The following is a 20701-nucleotide window of genomic DNA, read 5'->3' on the forward strand; positions in this document are numbered from 1 at the left end:
CCGATATCGTGCTTTTTACTGACTGTTATGAAGGTTAAACCTTCCATCAAGGGGAAGGTCAAGGGGGAAATGTGAATATCAGCGATGTGGCGAAAAAAACCGGTTTAACCAGCAAAGCGATTCGCTTTTATGAAGAGAAGGGGCTGGTGACGCCGCCGCTGCGCAGTGAAAACGGCTACCGCAGCTACACGCAGCTGCATCTGGATGAACTGACGTTACTGCGCCAGGCGAGGCAGGTCGGATTTAATCTGGAAGAGTGCGGTGAGCTGGTTAACCTGTTTAACGATCCGAAGCGACACAGCGCAGACGTGAAAAAACGCACCCTGGAAAAAGTGGCCGAGATTGAACGCCATATCATCGAGCTACAGGCGATGCGCGAACAGCTGCTACAGCTCGCGGAATCCTGTCCTGGGGATGACAGCGCCGACTGCCCGATTATCGATAATCTTGCCGGCTGCTGCCATCGTAAGACCTCTGCTTAGCAGGCTTTAACCCGCAGGGTTATGCCTTGCACCGCAATGACCTCAACCCGCGTGCCGGCGCTGAGGTCTTCGTCGGCGACCACCGGCCACGAACTGTCGCCCACGCGCATATGTCCACGTCCGTTCACCAGCGCGGTATCAAGCGTAAAACGCTGGCCGACAATCTGCTGTCCGCGCTGGTTGAGATGCGCGTCCACCGGTTTCTGCTCGTTAACCTGTCGGTTAAGCCAGCGCCACCACAGCCACGCGGCCACCAGCGTCAGCACGGCAAACAATGCCCCCTGCCACGCCCAGTCAAGCGGCAGAAGCCAGACGAGCAGCCCGGTAATGACCGCGGCGACACCGCTCCACAGCAGGTAGCCATTGCCGCCCAGCATCTCCGCGGCCAGCAATAACCCCCCAAGGCTTAGCCAGAAAGCGTGAGGATGTGCGACGATAAGCTCAATCATTTTTTACGCTCGTTCCCGCTGTCTTTGATCAGTTCAGCAATCCCGGCGATAGAGCCCATCAGGCTGCTGGCATCCAGCGGCATCATCACCACTTTGCTGTTATTGGCGGAGCCGATCTCTTTCAGCGCATCGGTATATTTCTGTGCGACGAAGTAGTTCACCGCCTGGATATCACCGGCGGCAATCGCCTCGGACACCATTTGCGTTGCGCGGGCTTCCGCTTCGGCAGAACGTTCACGCGCTTCCGCCTGTAAGAACGCGGACTGACGATCGCCTTCCGCTTTCAGGATCTGCGACTGTTTTTCCCCTTCCGCCTTCAGGATCTCAGCCTGACGTACCCCTTCCGCTTCCAGAATGTAGGCTCGTTTGGTCCGCTCAGCCTTCATCTGCGCGTTCATGGAGGCGATCAGTTCCGCAGGCGGTCGCACATCGCGGATCTCGATGCGGGTCACTTTAATGCCCCACGGGTTCGTCGCTTCATCAACAATGTGCAGCAGGCGGGTATTGATGCTGTCGCGCTGGGAGAGCATTTCATCCAGCTCCATCGAGCCGAGCACGGTACGGATGTTGGTCATCGTCAGGTTGACGATCGCCAGCTCCAGATTGCTCACCTCATACGCTGCTTTTGGCGCATCAATCACCTGAATAAAGCAGACGGCGTCAATGGTGACGTTGGCGTTATCCTTCGAGATCACTTCCTGGGAAGGAATATCCAGAACCTGTTCCATCATGTTGATCTTACGGCCAATACGGTCCATGAACGGGACAATCAGGCTTAATCCAGGCTGGAGCGTGTTGGTATAACGACCGAAACGCTCGACGGTCCACTGATAACCCTGAGGAACAATTTTGACGCCTGCGCCCACAATAACCAGCGCAACAAAAATAAGGACTGGAACAACAATAAGCATAAAAACCTCCTGTTTTGCATGCCGTGATGAGAGAACGTGTGTGTTTATTGCTCATAAGTATATCGGCTATCCGGTTGAAATTCGCCTCTGAAAATAGACTGGAAAAAGATTATGCTACAGACGGTTCTTACAAGACGCGGTTAACGGAAGCGGAATGAACAATAAAAAAAACCTGTTACACCTCAGGGATATTGGATTTCGTGTCGGGGATAACACTATCCTTCAGCACGTTGAATTTAGCCTGTCGCCGGGCGAGTTTAAATTAATCACCGGGCCATCAGGCTGTGGCAAAAGCACCTTGCTGAAAATTGTGGCCTCGCTGCTCAGCCCCACAGAGGGGACCCTTCTCTTTGAAGGCCAGGACGTTGCGTCGCTCTCTCCGGAAAACTATCGCCAGCAGGTCTCTTATTGCGTACAGACCCCGGCCCTGTTTGGCGATACGGTCTATGACAACCTGATTTTTCCGTGGCAAATTCGCCATAAAACGCCGGAGCCGGAACGGTTTATCAACGATCTGGCCCGCTTTGGCCTGGCGCAGGAGACGCTGACCCAATCCATCAATGCGCTGTCGGGCGGAGAAAAACAGCGCGTCTCGCTGATCCGCAATCTGCAGTTTTTACCGAAGGTGTTGTTGCTGGACGAGATCACCAGCGCGCTCGATGACACCAACAAACGCAACGTCAACGAGATTATTCATCGTTACGTTCGCGAGCAGAATATTGCCGTGCTGTGGGTCACGCACGACGCTAACGAAATTAGCCATGCGGATGACGTGATTAGGCTGCAGCCGCACGGCGGGAAAATGCAGGAGGCAAACCGTGGGTGAGCATAATATTACGAACGAATCTCTGGCGTTTTCCATGGTGCTGGTGCTGATTGCGATTGTGGTCAGCTACCGGGAAAAGCTGGGCCTGGAAAAAGACATTGTGTGGAGTATCTGCCGCGCGGTGATTCAACTCATCATCGTCGGCTATGTGCTGAAATACATTTTCAACGTTAACCACGCGGTGCTTACGCTGCTGATGGTGCTCTTTATCTGCTTTAACGCGGCGTGGAATGCGAAAAAACGCAGTAAATACATTGATAAAGCGTTTATCTCGTCGTTTATCGCGATTACCACCGGCACGGCGCTCACGCTGGCGGTGCTGGTGCTCTCCGGCTCGATTGAGTTTACGCCGATGCAGGTTATCCCTATCTCCGGGATGATTGCGGGGAACGCCATGGTGGCCGTTGGGCTGTGTTACAACAACCTCGGCCAGCGTTTCAGCAGCGAACAACAGCAGTTGCAGGAGAAATTAAGCCTGGGGGCAACGCCAAAAGTGGCCTCGGCGCGGCTGATTCGTGAGAGCATTCGTTCATCGCTGATCCCGACCGTGGATTCCGCCAAAACGGTGGGGCTGGTCAGCCTGCCGGGAATGATGTCGGGGCTGATTTTCGCCGGTATCGATCCGGTAAAAGCGATTAAGTATCAGATCATGGTGACGTTTATGCTGCTCTCCACGGCCAGCCTGTCCACCATCATTGCCTGTTACCTGACCTACCGGAAGTTCTACAACGCGCGCCACCAGCTGGTGGTGACGCAGTTGAAAAAGACAGGGTGATATGGCTTTTGTAGGCCCGGTAAGGCGAAGCCGCCACCGGGCTTTTTTGTCAGTAGAGCAGGGCGTACAGCTGACGGCGATATTTCGACGCCAGCGCATCACCAGTGCCCAGCGCGGCCAGGATCTCCTGGAACATCTTGCGCGCCTGGCCGTCTGCGGCAGCAAGGTCTTTTTGCAGATGACCAAACAGCAGCTCAAGCGCCTCTTCGTTACGTCCCACCTGATGCAGCTGCAGTGCCAGCTGGCTTGCCAGCGCCGCATCGGCCGGGTTATCGGCAACCTGCTGTTGCAGCTGCTGAATTTCCGGGGTGTCCGCGGCCTGCTTCAGCAGCTCAATTTGCGCCACCAGCCCCTGATAGCGGGTATCCTGATCCTGCAGAGGAACGGCCCTGAGGACGGCTTCCGCGTCTTCTGAACGGTGCAGGGCAATCTGCGTTTCCGCCAGCAGCAGGCCAATCTGGCTGTTCTGCTTCGACAGCTGCCACGCCTCTTTGAGCAGCGGCAGCGCCTCGTCATATTTGCCTTCCTGCATCAGCGCCATGCCTTCCTGCGCTTTCAGCTCCTCTTCGCGCGGCAGCACTTTATCCAGCAGGGCACGAATGGCCTCTTCCGGCTGCGGTCCCTGGAAGCCATCCACAGGCTGACCATTCTGGAACAGATAGACGGTGGGGATCGCGCGCAAACCAAACTGAGAGGCCACCATTGGCTGTGCGTCACAGTCCAGTTTGGCGAGAATGAACTGACCATTGTACTGGGCGGCAAGGCTTTCCAGCACCGGCGTCAGCTGCAGGCAGTGTTGGCTGCGTTCAGACCAGAAGTAGAACAGCACCGGTTTGGTCATCGACTGTTCAAGGGTCTGTTGCAGGTTTGCTTCGGTAATATTGACGATATTCTGTACGGACATGCGGCCTTCTCTTTTATCGGTTTACTCTTTACATGGGGATGCGCGTCGTCGCTTCAACTCAACCGTGTAAAATTTTGTCCATCATCCGGCCCGGCAGCAGACGTTTTAACCAGCCTACGGCATGGGTGACCAGCGTCACCGGATAGCGCATTTTGGGATTGTCACTCTCAAAAGCATGGCGCACTTTGGCCACCACCGCTTCGGGTCCGAGCGTAAAACGAGCGGCAATGCCGGGGTTCTCGACCGGTTTATCCGCCTGCGTCTGGTTAACGTTTTCGGTAAAGCGGGTGCGGATCGGGCCTGGTTCAATCAGGCTGACCTTAATGCCGCTGTGGCGTAGCTCCATGCGCAGGGCGTCGGACCAGGCTTCCAGCGCATATTTGCTGGCGGCATAGGCGCCGCGACCTGGGGTTGAAATCAGCCCCATCACGGATGACGTCATCACGATGCGCCCTTCACCATGCGGCAGCATTGCGGGGAGCAGGCGCATGGTGAGCTGATGTACGCCGAAGAAGTTAGTCGAAAACTGTTTCTCCAGCGTTTCGCGGGAGAGGGTATCCAGCGGACCGTACACGCCATAACCCGCATTATTAAACAGCCCGTAGAGGCGATTGCCGGTCAGGGCGATCACCTCATCCGCGGCGCGATCAACGCTCTCCGGCGAGTCCATATCCAGCAACACGCCGGTAAAGCCCAGCCCGTTCATGCGTTCGACATCGTCGGGTTTGCGGCAGGCCGCCAGCACCCAATATCCCTGGCGCTTTAATTCGAGCGCGCTTTCAAGGCCGATTCCACTGGAACATCCTGTTATTAAGACCGATTTTTGCATAACTTTACCTGTCAGGATCTCCGCTTAATCAGGAGTCATGGTTAACTAAAGGAGCCAGCCGCGTTGCCATCCAGTCGGCAATAAACGGCTGCGCATCGCGATTGGGGTGGATCCCGTCGTCCTGCATCCACTGGGGTTTGAGATAGACCTCTTCCATGAAAAATGGCAGCAGCGGAATATCAAACTCTTTGGCAAGCTTAGGGTAGATCGCGCTAAAGGCCTCATTATACCGACGACCGTAGTTGGCAGGCAGGCGAATTTGCATCAGCAGCGGCTGAGCGTTTGCCGCCCTGATGTCCTGCAAAATGGTGCGCAGCGTTTGCTCCGTTTGCTGAGGCTGAAAACCACGCAGGCCATCATTACCGCCAAGCTCAACCAGCACCCAGCGCGGCTGATGCTGTTTGAGCAGCGCAGGCAGGCGCGATAAACCCTGCTGAGAGGTATCGCCGCTGATGCTGGCGTTGATAACCGACGTCTTGCTCTGCCATTTGTCATTGAGCAGGGCGGGCCAGGCCGCGCTGGCCGCCATGCGGTAGCCTGCGCTCAGGCTGTCGCCAAGAACCAGTAACGTGTCCGCTGCCGCCGCGCGGAAGGTCATCAGAATCAAAAACAGGAAGGGCAAATGCCAGCGGAAAACAGTGTTGAAGTTCATCATCTTAAGAAGTCCGTCGGTCAGGGGGAACACGAGCTTTCCATCCTTACTGGAGTTGAACTCGTTGTCAAACGCGCTGAAACCATCGCGCTGATTGGCGAATCGGGCTCTGGTAAGTCCACCCTGCTGGCGATTTTGGCCGGTCTGGACGACGGCAGCAGCGGTGAGGTCCATCTTGTCGGGCAGCCGCTGCATCAGCTTGATGAAGAGGCGCGCGCCGCGCTGCGCGCACGTCATGTGGGTTTTGTCTTTCAGTCTTTCATGCTGATCCCGACCCTCAACGCGCTGGAAAACGTCGAGCTCCCGGCGCTTCTGCGCGGGGAAAATAGCCGTGACAGCCGCGCTCACGCGAAGGCGCTGCTGGAACAGCTCGGGCTGGGGAAACGTCTCGACCATCTTCCCGCGCAGCTTTCCGGCGGCGAGCAGCAGCGCGTGGCGCTGGCGCGGGCGTTTAACGGCCGCCCTGAAGTGCTGTTTGCCGATGAGCCCACCGGTAACCTTGACCGTAAAACCGGCGACCGAATTGCCGACCTGCTGTTTTCACTTAACCGCGAACATGGCACTACGCTGATCCTCGTCACCCACGATCCGCAGCTTGCCGCCCGCTGCGACCGGCGCCTGCGGCTGGTGAACGGTATGCTTCAGGAGGAGACATGATTACCCGCTGGTTCTGGCGCGAGTGGCGTTCCCCCTCGCTACTGATTGTCTGGCTGGCGCTAAGCCTGGCGGTGGCCTGCGTGCTGGCGCTCGGCAGCGTCAGCGACCGGATGGAAAAAGGGCTCAGCCAGCAGAGCCGTGAGTTTATGGCGGGAGACCGGGCGCTGCAAAGTTCGCGCGCCGTTCCGCCGGGCTGGATTGACGAAGCGCGCAGGCGGGGGCTGAAGGTGGGAGAACAGCTAAGCTTCCAGACGATGACCTTCGCGGGCGACACGCCGCAGCTGGCGAGCGTTAAGGCCGTCGATGAGATCTACCCGATGTACGGCGAACTGCAGACCAGCCCGCCCGGGCTGAAGCCTGCGCCCGGCACGGTGCTGCTGGCTCCCCGGCTGATGGCGCTGCTGAATCTGAAAACCGGTGACAGCATCGACGTCGGCGATGCCACACTGAAAATCGCCGGGGAAGTGGTGCAGGAGCCGGACTCCGGCTTTAACCCCTTCCAGCTTGCGCCACGCCTGCTGATGAACACCGCGGATGTCGCGGCAACCCATGCGGTCCAGCCGGGCAGCCGCGTTACCTGGCGCTACAAGTTTGGCGGCACGCCTGCCGAGCTTAATGACTATGAAAAATGGCTTCTGCCGCAGCTCAAACCGGAGCACCGCTGGTACGGGCTGGAGCAGGACGAGGGGGCGCTCGGTAAATCACTGGAGCGTTCCCAGCAGTTCCTGCTGCTGTCGGCACTGTTGACCCTGCTGCTGGCGGTGGCGGCGGTCGCTGTTGCGATGGGGCACTACTGCCGCAGCCGCTATGACCTGGTGGCGATCCTCAAAACGCTCGGCGCAGGGCGCAAGCAACTGCGCAAACTGATTGTCGGCCAGTGGCTGATGCTGCTTGCCCTCTCCGCGCTAACCGGCGGGATAATGGGGCTGCTGTTTGAAAAACTGCTGATGGTAATGCTGAAACCGGTACTCCCGGCCGCATTGCCGCCGGCCAGTTTCTGGCCGTGGCTGTGGGCGATGGGCGCGATGACGGTAATCTCGGTGCTGGTGGGGCTACGACCGTACCGCCTGCTGCTCGCGACGCAGCCGCTGCGCGTGCTCCGCAACGATGTGGTGGCGAACGTCTGGCCGCTGAAGTTCTACCTGCCGGTGATTATGGCGGTGGCGGTGGGGCTGCTGGCCTGGCTGATGGGGGGCAGCACGCTGCTGTGGGCCGTGCTGGCCGGGGCGGTGGTTCTGGCATTGCTCTGCGGCGTGCTGGGCTGGATACTCCTCAACGTTCTGAAAAGGCTGACGGTAAAATCCCTGCCCGTGCGCCTGGCGGTGAACCGTCTGCTGCATCAGCCGTGGTCAACGCTGAGCCAGCTGTCGGCCTTTTCGCTGTCGTTTATGCTGCTGGCCCTGCTGCTCGTGCTGCGTGGCGATCTGCTCGACCGCTGGCAGCAGCAGCTCCCGCCGGAAAGCCCGAACTATTTCCTGATCAATATCGCCCCTGAGCAGGTCACGCCGCTGAAGGCGTTCCTGTCTGAGCACCATATCATCCCGGAGGCGTTCTATCCCATCGTTCGCGCGCGGCTCACGCAGATCAACGGCGTGCCAACGGAAGGGAACAAGGACGAGTCGCTTAACCGCGAGCTCAACCTGACGTGGCAGGAAAAACGGCCCGATCATAACCCGATTACGGCCGGCACCTGGCCGCCAAAAGTGGGAGAGGTGTCGATGGAAGAGGGGCTGGCGACGCGCCTGAACGTGAAGCCGGGAGACAGCGTTACCTTTACCGGCGATACCCAGGATTTTACCGCGAAGGTGACCAGCCTGCGTAAAGTGGACTGGGAGAGCCTGCGGCCTAACTTCTTCTTCATCTTCCCGCCGGGAGCGCTGGACGGACAGCCGCAGAGCTGGCTCACCAGCTTCCGCTGGGAAAAGGGCAACGGCATGCTCACCCAGCTAAACCGGGAGTTTCCGACGGTCAGCCTGCTGGATATTGGGGCGATCCTGAAGCAGGTGGGGCAGGTGCTGGAGCAGGTGAGCCGCGCGCTGGAGGTGATGGTGGTGCTGGTGACGATTTGCGGCGTGCTGTTGCTGCTGGCCCAGGTGCAGGTGGGCATGCGCCAGCGTCATCAGGAACTGGTGGTTTACCGCACGCTGGGAGCCGGTAAGCGGCTGCTGCGGATGACGCTCTGGAGCGAGTTCGCCCTGCTGGGGCTGGTGGCCGGTCTGGTGGCGGCCATTGGCGCTGAGACGGCCCTGGCGGTGTTGCAGACAAAGGTCTTTGACTTCCCGTGGGAGCCTGACTGGCGTCTCTGGTTGACCCTGCCTCTCTGTGGTGCGGTGCTGCTTTCCCTCTGTGGCGGCTGGCTCGGCACGCGGCTGTTAAAGGGCAAAGCCCTGTTCCGTCAGTTTGCCAGTTGATTTAGCTCGGTGATAATTGCGTGTCGGATTTTAATGCCGGCACGCAATGTTTAAATAGCACAAAGTGATAATACCCACTCATTTAGTAGCACAAAACATTAAAAACCAGACCACACAGCCCGATTATTTCCAGTTAATATTCACCAGCTAAATATTTAGCAGCGTGTCTATTAAGGAAAAATAATGACTATAAAAAAATCAGCGCTGGCGGTAACGATCGGCGCGGCAGTGGCATTGACGTCCTTCGCTTCTCAGGCGGAAATCACCGTTCTTAAACAGGATCCTCAGGCGGGTAACCCGCTGAGCCGCCTGAACTTTACCGTTGGCGGCAGCATCCGTCCTCAGTTCCAGAACATGACCGGCGACGACGGTAAAAACAGCTACAAGCGTAACGGCTTTGACGGCGGCACCCGTTTCCGTTTCGCGGCTGATTACTACCTGTTTGATGACATCAGCTGGATCAGCTACTACGAGCTGGGTGTGAATATTCCCGCGCAGTTTAACTGGGATCACCACTACGCCGAAGGTGCGCACGACACCACGCGTCGTATGCTTTACACCGGTCTGAAGAGTGACACCTGGGGCACGCTGACCTTCGGTCAACAGAACAGCGTTTACTATGATGTGGTTGGCGCGAAAACCGATATCTGGGACTACGACATGATCGCTCAGGCGCCAGGTAACGGGATCAACGGCGACTACGATGGTTCTTATCGTTCACGTCAGATGCTGAAATATAAGAAAACCGTGGGTGATGCCGACATCTATGCATCTTACCTGTTTGAAGACAGCGAATACCTGCCGGCCAATGGCCTGCGCTACAAGCGTAAAGGCGGCGGTTCACTGGGTCTGGATTACCACCTGACCACCGATCTGACCTGGGGCGCCGCGTGGAACTACACCCGTGCGGACATGCGTAACCCGGACAACGGCGACAGCAAAACCTATGACCAGAACATCCTCGGTACCGCGCTGAGCTGGACACCGGATAACTGGACCTTCTCCGCAGGCGGCGGCTGGTATCAGAACTTCCTGACCACCAAAAAAGTGTCTGTGAATGACTACTTCGCCGGTGACGCGTGGGGTATTGAATACTTCGCAGGGTACAAATTCCCAATCGGTCAGTATGCGGTTAAATCCATCCAGCCTTACTTCATGGGCGACCGTATTGAGTACGTGAACGGCCGTAACTACCAGCGCATCGATAACGGCGTGGGTATCAGCTTCCAGCTGGATTATGGTTTCCGCGTGGATTACGAACACGTGTTCACCTCCAGCACCGACAACCTGGGCGACATGAACCTGGTGCGTCTGCGTTACGACTTCTGACCCTCACCCTAACCCTCTCCCTGAAAGGGAGAGGGAACAGACGGGGAGAACATGTAGGCCGGGTAAGGCGTAGCCGCCACCCGGCTTTATTTTTCAGCGATCAAGCCACTCAGCAATCTCTTCGTACGTCCCGCGATAGACAATCTTCTCCGCCTTTTTCTCCAACTGATAGCCGTACATCGGGTCGTAATAGTCCTTTAACAGCGGCACAAGCCAGCTGAAGTGCACGTCAGTGCTGCCAGTACGTTGCTGTTCCAGCAGCGCGGAATCTAACAGCGCGGTGAACTCAGCGTACCGCTGCAACCCCAGACGGCGGCGGATGGCGAACAGGCCGTGGTGCAGATATTCACTGTATTCTTTCCAGCCCGCCTCCTCGCCGTATGCGGCTGAAAAGTCCGCCCACATATGGTCGAAATACTCTTCGCGCAGGCGCTCAAGCCGAATATCGAACGGGTCCTCTACCACGACGACAGGGGCTTCAGCCATGCGGTCGCGCAGGCATTCCGGCAGATGGTTAGAGCCAATCATCCTGCCTTCATCTTCCAGCACCCAGCGCGCAGCGTCTTTTTTCAGCAGCTCGACCGCAAGGTAATTTTCAAAGCTTGCCTGGGAAAGTTGCGGCGTCAGCGTGCGGCCAAAGGATGAACCACGATGGTGCGCCAGTCCTTCCAGATCGATTCCCTGCGCGTGCTGCTTCACCAGCAGCGTTTTACCGTTTCCGGTACAGCCGCCGATGAGCACCATCGGTTTTTGTGACTGCTCGAGGGTCACCTGAATCGCTGTCTGACGCAGGGCCTTATAGCCGCCGCGGATCAGCGGGTAATCGACACCCGCCTCTTTCAGCCAGGCCTGCGAGATATGTGAGCGCTGGCCACCGCGCGCGCAGCAGAGAAAGCCCTCAGGATGGGCAAGGCTGGCGTCGCGCCAGGCGTTGATACGGGCCTCACGCGTGTCGCCATGCACCAGGCTATGGCCAAGCGCCAGCGCGGCCTCGGGCCCCTGGCGTTTATAGCAGGTGCCTACGGCGGCGCGTTCGTCGTCGTTCATCAATGGCAGGTTAAGGGCGGCAGGCATCGCGCCCTGGGCAAATTCGATCGGCGCGCGAACGTCGATTAAAGGGGTATCAGACGCGAGGATCGCGCGATAGTCCGTTCCATCGTTCATGGTTTTTCCAGAAGAAAACTGAGCAGCAATGGGCGGGAATTGTACGCCGGGGAAGGGGAAGGTCAACTCCCCGGCGGGGATGTCTTACCTGAGCTTTGATTGCGCCCAGACAATGCCGCTCGCGTATTCCGGCGGCAGGAGAGGGATCAGGGCTTCCAGGCTGGCGCTCAGGCGGCCTGCGTCGCTGTCGTTCAGGTTCAGGTGACCCACTTTACGACCCGGACGAACCTCTTTGTTGTACCAGTGCAGATGCACCAGCGGCAGCTTCAGCCAGTCATAGTTCAGATCGGTGCCGATCAGGTTGATCATCACCGACGGGCTGTTTACCACCGGCTGCGGCAGCGGCAGGTCAGTGATGGCGCGCAGATGCAGTTCGAACTGGCTGATGGAGGCACCGTTTTGCGTCCAGTGGCCGCTGTTATGCACGCGCGGCGCGAGTTCGTTAATCAGCAGACCAGACGGCGTGACAAAACACTCCATCGCCATGACGCCCACATAACCGAGTTCGTGCATGATGGCAGAGAGCATCTCTTCCGCCTGCGCCTGCTGGTCAGCACTGGCGTGCGGGAAGGCGACGCTGGTGCGCAGAATACCGTCCTGATGCAGGTTATGCGTCAGCGGGTAAAAGACCGTACGGCCATCATGCCCGCGCGCGCCAACCAGCGACACTTCACCGCTGAAGTTAATGCCCTGTTCAACGATGCACTCGCCGTAGCACTCATCCGGCAGCTCGGCGGTGTCGTTCGCGCGCAGACGCCACTGGCCGCGGCCATCGTAGCCACCGACGCGGCGCTTAACGATCGCCAGTTCGCCCAGCATCGCGAAGACATCATTCCACTCGCTTTTATCGGACAGCAGCTGCCACGGCGCGGTCGGCAGGCCGAGCTTGTCGAACAGCTGCTTTTGCGTCAGTCGGTCGGCAATAATCGGGAACACATCGCGGTTAACAAAGGCGTTATGACGCGCCAGTTCGCGGGTCAGCGCCGTCTCCGGCCAGCGTTCGATCTCAGCGGTAATCACGCTCTGGTGGAACGGGACGGCTTCAGGTTCCGCATCCAGCCCGACGGGCCAGACGGCAATACCCAGCGGTTCGCCCGCCTGGCGCAGCATCCGGCCTAGCTGACCGTTACCGAGGACGCAAACCTGCTTCATGCCGCACCCCGCGGGTCCGGATTGTCGAGCACCTCATCAGTCTGAGCTTTACGCCAGTCCGCCAGACGCTGATGCAACGCGCTGTCGTGCGTCGCCAGAATCTGCGCGGCCAGCAGGGCGGCGTTGGCGGCACCCGCTTTGCCAATCGCCAGCGTGCCGACAGGAATACCACGCGGCATCTGGACGATGGAGTAGAGGCTGTCGACACCGCTCAGCGCGGCGCTTTGTACGGGAACGCCCAGTACCGGCACCAGGGTTTTGGCGGCAATCATGCCCGGCAGATGTGCTGCGCCGCCCGCACCGGCAATGATCACCTCATAACCGTTCTCTTCGGCGCTTTCGGCGAAGCTGAACAGTTTGTCTGGTGTACGGTGCGCGGAGACCACTTCTACATGGTGCGGAACATTCAGGATGTCAAAGATTTCGGTGGCGAACTGCATGGTAGCCCAGTCGCTTTTGGACCCCATCACGATGGCGACACGCGCCGGATTATTGCGGGAAGACATGCGTCTTAAAACTCCTGTGGTGCGAAACACACTGCTTTCGAGGGCACAGAGAATAGCATGTTATACGTGCAAGGAAAACGGTTGCGTGGCTGAGAAATGGGCAAAAAGACGAGAAGCAGTTAAAACGGGAAAGCGATCAACTCCACACCTTCCGGGGTGACTTTAACCATAGACCCTTCGCTGTGCCACGCGCCTAATACCACGCGGTGGGCGGGCTCGCCGTTGGCAATAAGTGAATGCACGTCAGGCCGATGGGTATGACCGTGGATCAGCCACTGGACGCGGTGCTTTTCCATTACGTTCACCACCGCCTGCGGGTTAACATCCATGATGGTCATGGATTTGCTGCTGTTGGCGGCCTTACTACCCGCACGCATTTTCGCGGCGATGCGATTGCGGATGAATAACGGCAGGGCAAGGAACAGTGTTTGGATCCACGGGGTGTGAACTTTGGCGCGAAACGCCTGATAGCCTGTATCGTCGGTGCAGAGCGTATCGCCGTGCATGATCAGCACCTTGCGGCCATAGAGGTTGAGCACCTGCTCTTCCGGCAGCAGCGTCATGCCGCTTTCGCGGGCGTAGCGCTTGCCGAGCAGGAAATCACGGTTACCGTGGATGAAGTAGCAGGGGACGCCAGAATCCACCAGCGCCTTGATGGCCGCCGCCATTTCACGGTGTAGCGGGTTCGGGTCATCGTCGCCAATCCAGGCTTCAAAGAGGTCGCCGAGGATGTACAACGCATCCGCATGTCGGGCTTCACCCGCTAAAAAACGCAGAAAACCGGCGGTGATCGCCGGTTCTTCTGTTTGCAGATGCAAATCTGCAATAAAGAGTGTCGCCACGAATTACTCGCTGACGGTCACGCTTGTAATCACAACGTCTTCTTTCGGAACGTCCTGATGCATGCCGCTGCGGCCGGTAGAAACAGCTTTGATCTTGTCAACCACGTCCATCCCTTCAACCACTTCTGCGAAGACGCAGTAGCCCCAACCCTGCAGGCTTTCGCCGGAGAAGTTCAGGAAGTCGTTGTCAGCCACGTTGATGAAGAACTGGGCAGTCGCTGAGTGAGGCGCCTGAGTACGGGCCATCGCCAGCGTGCCACGGGTGTTTTTCAGGCCGTTGTTGGCTTCGTTTTTGATCGGCTCTTTAGTGGTTTTCTGGTGCATGCCAGGTTCAAAACCGCCGCCCTGAATCATAAAGCCGTTGATCACACGGTGGAAGATGGTGTTGTTGTAGAAACCTTCGCGGCAGTAGTCCAGGAAGTTTTTAACTGTTTCAGGCGCTTTGTCATCAAAGGTTTTGATTACGATATCGCCATGATTAGTGTGGAAAGTAACCATTTGTGCATCCTGTTCCGTTATTGTGGTACGTCGACCCGCGTTCGGGTCATATATAGGGGCTTGTTATAGCATAACCACAGGATGCGATCACCTTGCATTGTGTGCTGCTTCAGGTTTGAATTACGGGTAGAATAGCCGGTTTTCAACCACACACGTGTTTACATGGAATCTTCGATGTTAAAAATCTTTAATACAATGACGCGCCAAAAAGAGGAATTTAAACCTATCCATGCCGGGGAAGTCGGCATGTACGTGTGTGGAATTACGGTTTACGATCTCTGTCACATTGGCCATGGCCGCACCTTCGTCGCCTTCGATGTGGTTTCGCGCTACCTGCGTTTTCTCGGGTACAAACTGAAGTACGTGCGTAACATCACCGACATCGACGATAAAATCATTAAGCGTGCGAATGAGAACGGCGAAAGCTTTGTCGCGCTGGTCGATCGTATGATCGCCGAGATGCACAAAGACTTCGACGCCTTAAATATTCTGCGTCCGGACAGCGAGCCGCGCGCGACCCACCATATTCATGAAATTATCGAGATCACGGAAAAGCTGATTGCGCGCGGTCACGCCTATGTGGCGGACAATGGTGACGTGATGTTCTCGGTGCCGACTGACCCGACTTACGGTTCGCTTTCCCGTCAGGACCTGGACCAGCTGCAGGCCGGTGCCCGCGTTGACGTGGTTGACGTGAAGCGCAACCCGATGGACTTCGTGCTGTGGAAGATGTCCAAAGAGGGCGAACCAAGCTGGCCGTCCCCTTGGGGTGAAGGCCGTCCGGGCTGGCACATTGAGTGCTCGGCGATGAACTGCAAACAGCTGGGCAAACACTTCGACATCCACGGCGGCGGTTCTGACCTGATGTTCCCGCACCACGAAAATGAAATCGCGCAGTCCACCTGCGCCCACGGCGGCGAGTACGTGAACTACTGGATGCACTCCGGGATGGTAATGGTTGACCGCGAGAAGATGTCTAAATCGCTGGGCAACTTCTTCACCGTGCGTGACGTGCTGAAATATTACGACGCGGAAACCGTGCGTTACTTCCTGATGTCCGGCCACTATCGCAGTCAGCTGAACTACAGCGAAGAGAACCTCAAGCAGGCGCGTTCTGCGCTGGAGCGTCTGTACACCGCGCTGCGCGGGACTGACAAATCCGTGGCGGCTGCTGGCGGCGAGGCGTTCGAAGCGCGCTTTATTGAAGTGATGAACGACGACTTCAATACTCCGGAAGCGTACTCCGTGCTGTTCGATATGGCGCGCGAAGTGAACCGTCTGAAGTCAGAAGACATGGCGGCAGCGAATGCGCTGGCGTCTCACCTGCGTAAGCTCTCCTCCGTGCTTGGCCTGCTGGAGCAGGAGCCGGACGTGTTCCTGCAAAGCGGTGCGCAGGCGGATGACGGCGAAGTCGCGGAGATTGAAGCGTTGATCAAGGCGCGTCTGGAAGCGCGTCAGGCGAAAGACTGGGCGGCAGCAGATGCGGCGCGTAACCGTCTGACAGAGATGGGCATCATTCTGGAAGATGGCCCGCAGGGGACCACCTGGCGTCGTAAGTAAGTCTGGTGCGCGCTGATGCCCTCACCCCAGCCCTCTCCCACAGGGAGAGGGTGCAAACACTAAAAACGGCAACGTGAGTTGCCGTTTTGCTTTTACCTCCGCCTCCACCATAACACCCCCATCAGCACCACCCCCGGCAACCACACCCACAGCAACTCAGAGATGATCACCTGATGCCCGTACGGCGTGGTATAGCGTGACAGGGCAAACGGCGCGACCTTAATCACCTGCCACGGCGCAAAGAAGCGTTCATCTGACCATGGCCACAGCCAGCCGACGCCTTTCCCGCCTGTCGTAATGGCGTCCAGCAGGCTGTGCGACAGCAATGACACAGTTAAAAACAGCCAGCACCGCGCAAGGCTTGCCCTGAACCATCGTCGGCCGATCAGGACGCACAGTATCGGCACCACGAAGGCAAACAGCAGGGAATGGGTAAAGCCGCGATGGCCGAAAACGTTGCCGTACGCGACACCAAACCTGAAGGCCAGCACGTCGGCATCCGGCAGCATGGCGAGGACAATTCCGGCAAACAGCAAGCGGGGAGGAATGACCCGGGTACCGAGACCTAAGCCCAGGCAAAGCGGAACAGCAGCGTGAGTAATAACGGTAGGCATCGTATTTATCCATGGCAAATCATGGAACTATAGCAGCCATTTCGCGGCAGTTGACCTGTGCTAAATTCTGATTTTACGCCGATTCCCGGGCTATAAGTTGCCCGGAGAGGGTAATGCGCTGCGTTTGCAGCGTCGGCTCTTTCAGCTTGCGGATAATAAGCCCCGCAGCCTGACGCCCGGTCTCGTCGCTGGCGGAGGAGACATAGGTAAACGACGGCGAGGTGAGGTTAACGTGCAGCATATCTTCGAAACCGACCAGCGCGATCTGCTGCGTCAGAAACACATCTTTACCCACCGTACGTCCAACCTGATGAATACCGGAGATGGAACCGATCATCGCATCCGGCGAGTGGCAGAGCAGGGCGGTGATGGTGTTGTTTTTCTCCAGCAGCTGACGGGTAGCGATGGCCGCGGCCTGTGTGTCATCGCTACAGGCGGGGGAACTTTCGTCGCGCCAGACCAGTCCGTTTTGCATCATCGCGCTGCGAAATCCGAGCAGGCGCTGTTCGCGGATAAGACAGCCTTCACGCCCGCCAATGTAGGCGATGTTGCGGTGACCACGTTCGATGAGATAGCGCGCGGCAAGGCTCGCCGCCTGGCGGTTATCGCGCATTACCAGGTTACATTTTTCATCCAGCAGAGACTGCGAGACCACTACCAGCGGCAGCGGACACTGGCGAATCTGCTCCGGCAGGGTGGAGGCACGCGTATCGGACGCGAGATAGATCACGCCCGCCACGCCCTGTTGCTTAAAGGAGAGCAGGGTACGCTCTAAATGCTCCCGATCGTTCAGCGGCTGCCCGAGAAAAACCATATACCCCTGTTTCTCCAGCTCCTGAACAATGCTTGCCATCACCTTGATGGAAAAGCTGTCGCTAAAGTCACGGAGGATCAGGCCGATCAGGTTGGAGGTGTTGGCGCGAAGATTGGCCGCGGCGACGTTATGAACATAGCCCAGCGTATTGATGGCAGCGTTGACCTTCTCGATCGTTGCCTCTGAGATTTTCCCTTTCTGGCGCAGCACCAGCGAGACGGTTGAGACCGACACGCCCGCGTGCCTGGCGACATCAATAATGCTGACTTTCTTCAAAACCGCTCCCTGAAATTAACCGATTATCAGCCAGATACGACTCGTCTCCCAGCGTACAGGAGACGCGTCGTTGAGGCATCTTATTATTTGCCGATCATGGTGGACATGGTCTGGGCGATAAACTGTGCTCTGGCACCGAAAATCACCTGAATACCGTTGTCGCCGACGAAGACCACGCCGCGCGCGCCGAGTCCGTTCAACCCGTCCCGGTCTACCGCCTCACTTTTTGCCACTTCCAGGCGCAGGCGGGTGATACAGGAGCCGACAGAGTCGATGTTATGCGCGCCGCCCAGCAGGGTAATGATCTCGGTTGCGAGCTCGGAATCTGACTTCTCATCCGCACTGGCGGTGACCTCAGTGCGGCCCGGCGTTTTCACGTCGAAACGGCGGATCACAAAGCGGAACGTGAAGTAATAGATCAGGCCCATTGGAATGCCGATGATAATGGCATTCAGGAAGTTAGTCTGGTAGCCGTTAAATGACGGCAGGATCCCGAATGACAGGTAGTCGATAAAGCCCGCGGAGAACGACTTGGCGATATGCGCATGCAGCAGATACATGGTCATGTAGGCCAGACCTGCCATGATGGCGTTAAAGACGTACAGGATCGGCGCCACGAAGATAAAGGTAAACTCAACCGGTTCGGTGATCCCCGTCAGGAAGCAGGTGAGCGCCGCGGAGAACAGAATACCGGCCGCGATTTTCTTATTTTTAGTGTGCGCTTCGTGGTACATCGCCAGGCATGCGGCGGGCAGCGCGAACAGCATCAGCGGGAATTCACCCTGCATGAACTTACCGGCGTTCTGGTAGGTGTCGCTGCTGAAGGATTTCACCCCCTCTTCCAGCATCTTGAACCAGATGGTCTGATCGCCGTGGATGACCTGGCCTGCCTGGGTGGTGTAATCCCCAAACGAATACCAGAAAGACGGGTACCAGATATGGTGCAGACCGAGCGGGATCAGCGCACGTTCCACCAGACCGAAGATAAAGGTCGACGCAGCCTGATTATCGCCGTTCACCACCACTGAGAGCGCGTCGATACCGGCCTGAATATGCTGCCAGACATAGGGCAGCAGCAGCCCCATCAGGAACGAAAGGAACGCCGTTGCAATCGCCACGAAGCGCTTACCGGAGAAGAAGCCCAGGAACTCCGGCAGCTGCATGGTGTGGAAGCGGTTATAGCACCAGGCGGCGAGAATACCGCAGATCAGGCCACCGAAGACGCCCATCTGCAGCGTCGGGATGCCGACGACCATGGCATACTTTCCGCCCTGAGAAGCCATTTCCGGCGTGATGCTCAGCACGGTGCTGATGGTGATATTGGTGACAAACACCGAAACGGCCGCAGACAGCGCCGCAATACCGGACTCCGACGCCAGACCCACGGCAGAGCCGATGGCAAACAGCATCGGCAGGTTATCAAAGATAACCCCGCCCGCGTTCATCATCAGCGGCAGATGAAACTTATCGCCGAAAGCCAGCAACAGGCCCGCAGCGGGAAGCAGTGAAATTGGCAGCATTAAGGCGCGACCAATCATCGATAACTTAGACAGCGATTTAACAAACCCTGATATCAGACTCATGCTGATGTCCCCCCGAGTAGCGCTTTTTTGGCGCTGTTATTGTAAGTAGAACGTTTTAGTAGAACGTTCTACTTATCGTGGGCAAAGCGTGAAAAACGCGCAACTGAATTTTCACTTTTCAGCAGAGGAAATAGTGATTATTTGAAGTGGATCGATAAATAACCGTGATGGGTATGAGGGGATTTTTATCCCCTCTCCCCCTTTGGGGAGAGGGTCAGGGTGAGGGGACTCAGGCCGTAACGGTCACGCTCTGCCCTTCAAAGCTCACGGTCTGGCCCGCGACAATTTTGCAGCGTTTGCGGGTTTCCACCGCGCCGTCCACTAACACCAGCCCGTCGGCAATGGCGATTTTGGCCTGCGCGCCGCTTTCGCTCCAGCCTTCCAGCTTCAGCAGATCGCACAGCTCAACGTGCGGATGTTTACCTAATGAAAAAGTCGCCATCTTACGCGTCCTCTACGTCGTGATACTCCTCGCATGCCTGCAAGGTGTTCTGAATCAGGGTTGCAACGGTCATCGGGCCTACGCCGCCCGGTACCGGCGTGATGTAAGAGGCGCGAGCCGCGGCGTCTTCGTACACCACGTCGCCGACCACCTTGCCGTTTTCCAGACGGTTAATCCCGACGTCCACGACAATCGCCCCCTCTTTAATCCATTCGCCTGGAATAAAGCCCGGCTTACCGACGGCGACGATCAGCAGATCGGCGTTCTCGACGTGGTGACGCAGGTTTTTGGTAAAGCGGTGGGTCACGGTGGTGGTGCAGCCGGCCAGCAGCAGCTCCATGCTCATCGGACGGCCCACGATGTTGGACGCGCCGATAACCACAGCGTTCAGACCGTAGGTGTCGATGTTATAACGCTCCAGCAGCGTCACGATACCGCGCGGCGTGCACGGACGCAGACGCGGCGCGCGCTGGCACAGACGGCCAACGTTGTACGGGTGGAAACCGTCAACGTCTTTATCCGGCGCGATACGCTCCAGCACCTTCACGTTGTCGATGCCTGCAGGCAGCGGCAGCTGAACCAGAATACCGTCGATCGCTTTATCGGCATTCAGGGTGTCAATCAGTTCCAGCAGTTCTGCTTCGGTGGTGGTTTCTGGCAAATCGTAAGAGCGGGAGACGAAGCCCACCTCTTCACACGCTTTGCGTTTGCTACCGACATAAATCTGCGATGCCGGGTTGCTACCAACCAGCACAACGGCCAGCCCGGGGGCGCGCTTTCCGGCCGCTTTACGCGCCTTCACTTTTTCCGCGACCTCAGAGCGCACCTGCTGCGCAATCGTTTTACCGTCAATAATCTTTGCTGCCATCAGAGAGAAGATTCCGTCTGTAACGTTCGAAAGGGGGGATGCCCTGTATTTTGTCAGAAGCGAGCGCCGCTGTCAGTCACCCTTTACGAGTTTTCATCTGTGGGGCCTAAAGACCCTGCTTAAGGGATGGTCAATTTCTTAGGCGGGATTAGGATGT

22 protein-coding genes are annotated in these 20701 nt (G+C 57.5%); 7 read left to right on the forward strand and 15 right to left on the reverse strand.

All coding sequences use genetic code 11. The annotated features are described in order from the left end of the window. Positions 1-71: 71 nt before the first annotated feature. Complete coding sequence (gene cueR, locus EKN83_RS05115; protein ID WP_025756136.1) at positions 72-482, forward strand: Cu(I)-responsive transcriptional regulator; 411 nt, start codon at positions 72-74, stop codon at positions 480-482. Here cueR and EKN83_RS05120 read toward each other — a convergent pair. After that, the gene (locus EKN83_RS05120; RefSeq protein ID WP_059386533.1) at positions 479-931 is read right to left on the reverse strand and encodes an NfeD family protein; all 453 of its coding nucleotides are present in this window, start codon (positions 929-931) and stop codon (positions 479-481) included. The genes cueR and EKN83_RS05120 overlap by 4 nt on opposite strands. Beyond that, complete coding sequence (locus tag EKN83_RS05125; protein ID WP_008499312.1) at positions 928-1842, reverse strand: SPFH domain-containing protein; 915 nt, start codon at positions 1840-1842, stop codon at positions 928-930. The genes EKN83_RS05120 and EKN83_RS05125 overlap by 4 nt, the downstream gene beginning before the upstream one ends. Before the next feature lie 154 nt (positions 1843-1996). Here EKN83_RS05125 and fetA point away from each other — a divergent pair, with 154 nt between their 5' ends. After that, a complete protein-coding gene (fetA, locus tag EKN83_RS05130) occupies positions 1997-2668 on the forward strand; it encodes an iron efflux ABC transporter ATP-binding subunit FetA (protein WP_126800452.1) in 672 nt (223 codons plus the stop codon). Then, positions 2661-3443 carry an iron efflux ABC transporter permease subunit FetB gene (gene fetB, locus EKN83_RS05135; RefSeq protein WP_024906866.1) on the forward strand — a complete coding sequence of 261 codons (783 nt, stop codon included), beginning with the start codon at positions 2661-2663 and terminating at the stop codon, positions 3441-3443. Before fetA ends, fetB begins: the two co-directional genes overlap by 8 nt. A gap of 49 nt (positions 3444-3492) precedes the next feature. On the opposite strand, the gene EKN83_RS05140 is transcribed toward fetB, so the two are convergent. From EKN83_RS05140 to tesA, 3 genes are read right to left on the reverse strand one after another with little or no spacing between them, the layout of a single operon-like run. Then, positions 3493-4347 carry a co-chaperone YbbN gene (locus tag EKN83_RS05140; RefSeq protein ID WP_126800453.1) on the reverse strand — a complete coding sequence of 285 codons (855 nt, stop codon included), beginning with the start codon at positions 4345-4347 and terminating at the stop codon, positions 3493-3495. A 58-nt stretch (positions 4348-4405) separates the two neighbouring features. After that, on the reverse strand, positions 4406-5176 hold the full coding sequence (locus EKN83_RS05145) for an SDR family oxidoreductase (RefSeq protein WP_025756132.1): 771 nt from the start codon (positions 5174-5176) through the stop codon (positions 4406-4408). Between the two features lie 28 nt (positions 5177-5204). After that, complete coding sequence (gene tesA / locus EKN83_RS05150) at positions 5205-5828, reverse strand: multifunctional acyl-CoA thioesterase I/protease I/lysophospholipase L1 (RefSeq protein WP_059311217.1); 624 nt, start codon at positions 5826-5828, stop codon at positions 5205-5207. On the opposite strand from tesA, the gene ybbA reads away from it, so the two are divergent. The 3 genes from ybbA to EKN83_RS05165 all read left to right on the forward strand — a co-directional run bounded on the left by ybbA (position 5799) and on the right by EKN83_RS05165 (position 10225). After that, on the forward strand, positions 5799-6485 hold the full coding sequence (gene ybbA, locus EKN83_RS05155) for a putative ABC transporter ATP-binding protein YbbA (protein ID WP_095441212.1): 687 nt from the start codon (positions 5799-5801) through the stop codon (positions 6483-6485). The two genes, tesA and ybbA, sit on opposite strands and share 30 nt — an antisense overlap. Next, on the forward strand, positions 6482-8896 hold the full coding sequence (gene ybbP, locus EKN83_RS05160; protein ID WP_126800455.1) for a putative ABC transporter permease subunit YbbP: 2415 nt from the start codon (positions 6482-6484) through the stop codon (positions 8894-8896). Before ybbA ends, ybbP begins: the two co-directional genes overlap by 4 nt. A 183-nt stretch (positions 8897-9079) precedes the next feature. Beyond that, a complete protein-coding gene (locus EKN83_RS05165; RefSeq protein WP_126800456.1) occupies positions 9080-10225 on the forward strand; it encodes a porin in 1146 nt (381 codons plus the stop codon). A gap of 93 nt (positions 10226-10318) precedes the next feature. On the opposite strand, the gene mnmH is transcribed toward EKN83_RS05165, so the two are convergent. From mnmH to ppiB, 5 genes are all read right to left on the reverse strand, one after another. Then, positions 10319-11389 (reverse strand): tRNA 2-selenouridine(34) synthase MnmH, encoded by a 1071-nt coding sequence (gene mnmH / locus EKN83_RS05170; protein WP_126800457.1) that lies wholly within the window; start codon positions 11387-11389, stop codon positions 10319-10321. Between the two features lie 84 nt (positions 11390-11473). After that, positions 11474-12541: a 5-(carboxyamino)imidazole ribonucleotide synthase gene (purK, locus tag EKN83_RS05175; RefSeq protein WP_126800458.1), complete on the reverse strand. Its 1068-nt coding sequence runs from the start codon at positions 12539-12541 to the stop codon at positions 11474-11476. After that, positions 12538-13047 (reverse strand): 5-(carboxyamino)imidazole ribonucleotide mutase, encoded by a 510-nt coding sequence (gene purE / locus EKN83_RS05180; protein WP_126800459.1) that lies wholly within the window; start codon positions 13045-13047, stop codon positions 12538-12540. Before purE ends, purK begins: the two co-directional genes overlap by 4 nt. A gap of 119 nt (positions 13048-13166) precedes the next feature. Further along, entirely contained in the window at positions 13167-13889 is a 723-nt protein-coding gene (gene lpxH, locus EKN83_RS05185) for a UDP-2,3-diacylglucosamine diphosphatase (protein WP_059386526.1), read from the reverse strand. A gap of 3 nt (positions 13890-13892) precedes the next feature. Continuing rightward, positions 13893-14387 (reverse strand): peptidylprolyl isomerase B, encoded by a 495-nt coding sequence (gene ppiB / locus EKN83_RS05190; protein ID WP_045286677.1) that lies wholly within the window; start codon positions 14385-14387, stop codon positions 13893-13895. Positions 14388-14561: 174 nt separating this feature from the next. On the opposite strand from ppiB, the gene cysS reads away from it, so the two are divergent. Next, positions 14562-15947 (forward strand): cysteine--tRNA ligase, encoded by a 1386-nt coding sequence (cysS, locus tag EKN83_RS05195; RefSeq protein ID WP_025756123.1) that lies wholly within the window; start codon positions 14562-14564, stop codon positions 15945-15947. A gap of 92 nt (positions 15948-16039) precedes the next feature. Here cysS and EKN83_RS05200 read toward each other — a convergent pair whose 3' ends face one another. From EKN83_RS05200 to folD, 5 genes are all read right to left on the reverse strand, one after another. Then, positions 16040-16561, reverse strand: a complete 522-nt coding sequence (locus tag EKN83_RS05200; protein ID WP_025756122.1) for a metal-dependent hydrolase — start codon at positions 16559-16561, stop codon at positions 16040-16042. A 73-nt stretch (positions 16562-16634) separates the two neighbouring features. Continuing rightward, positions 16635-17651 carry a Mal regulon transcriptional regulator MalI gene (gene malI / locus EKN83_RS05205; RefSeq protein WP_126800460.1) on the reverse strand — a complete coding sequence of 339 codons (1017 nt, stop codon included), beginning with the start codon at positions 17649-17651 and terminating at the stop codon, positions 16635-16637. An 83-nt stretch (positions 17652-17734) separates the two neighbouring features. Then, positions 17735-19234, reverse strand: a complete 1500-nt coding sequence (locus EKN83_RS05210) for a PTS transporter subunit EIIC (protein ID WP_126800461.1) — start codon at positions 19232-19234, stop codon at positions 17735-17737. Between the two features lie 229 nt (positions 19235-19463). Then, the gene (gene ybcJ, locus EKN83_RS05215) at positions 19464-19676 is read right to left on the reverse strand and encodes a ribosome-associated protein YbcJ (protein ID WP_045286674.1); all 213 of its coding nucleotides are present in this window, start codon (positions 19674-19676) and stop codon (positions 19464-19466) included. 1 nt (position 19677) lies between these two features. After that, positions 19678-20544, reverse strand: coding sequence for a bifunctional methylenetetrahydrofolate dehydrogenase/methenyltetrahydrofolate cyclohydrolase FolD (gene folD / locus EKN83_RS05220; protein ID WP_025756118.1), 867 nt, complete (start codon positions 20542-20544; stop codon positions 19678-19680). Positions 20545-20701: the final 157 nt, after the last annotated feature.

This window comes from Enterobacter sp. WCHEn090032, assembly GCF_003986875.1.
GTDB classification, from domain to species: domain Bacteria; phylum Pseudomonadota; class Gammaproteobacteria; order Enterobacterales; family Enterobacteriaceae; genus Enterobacter; species Enterobacter sichuanensis.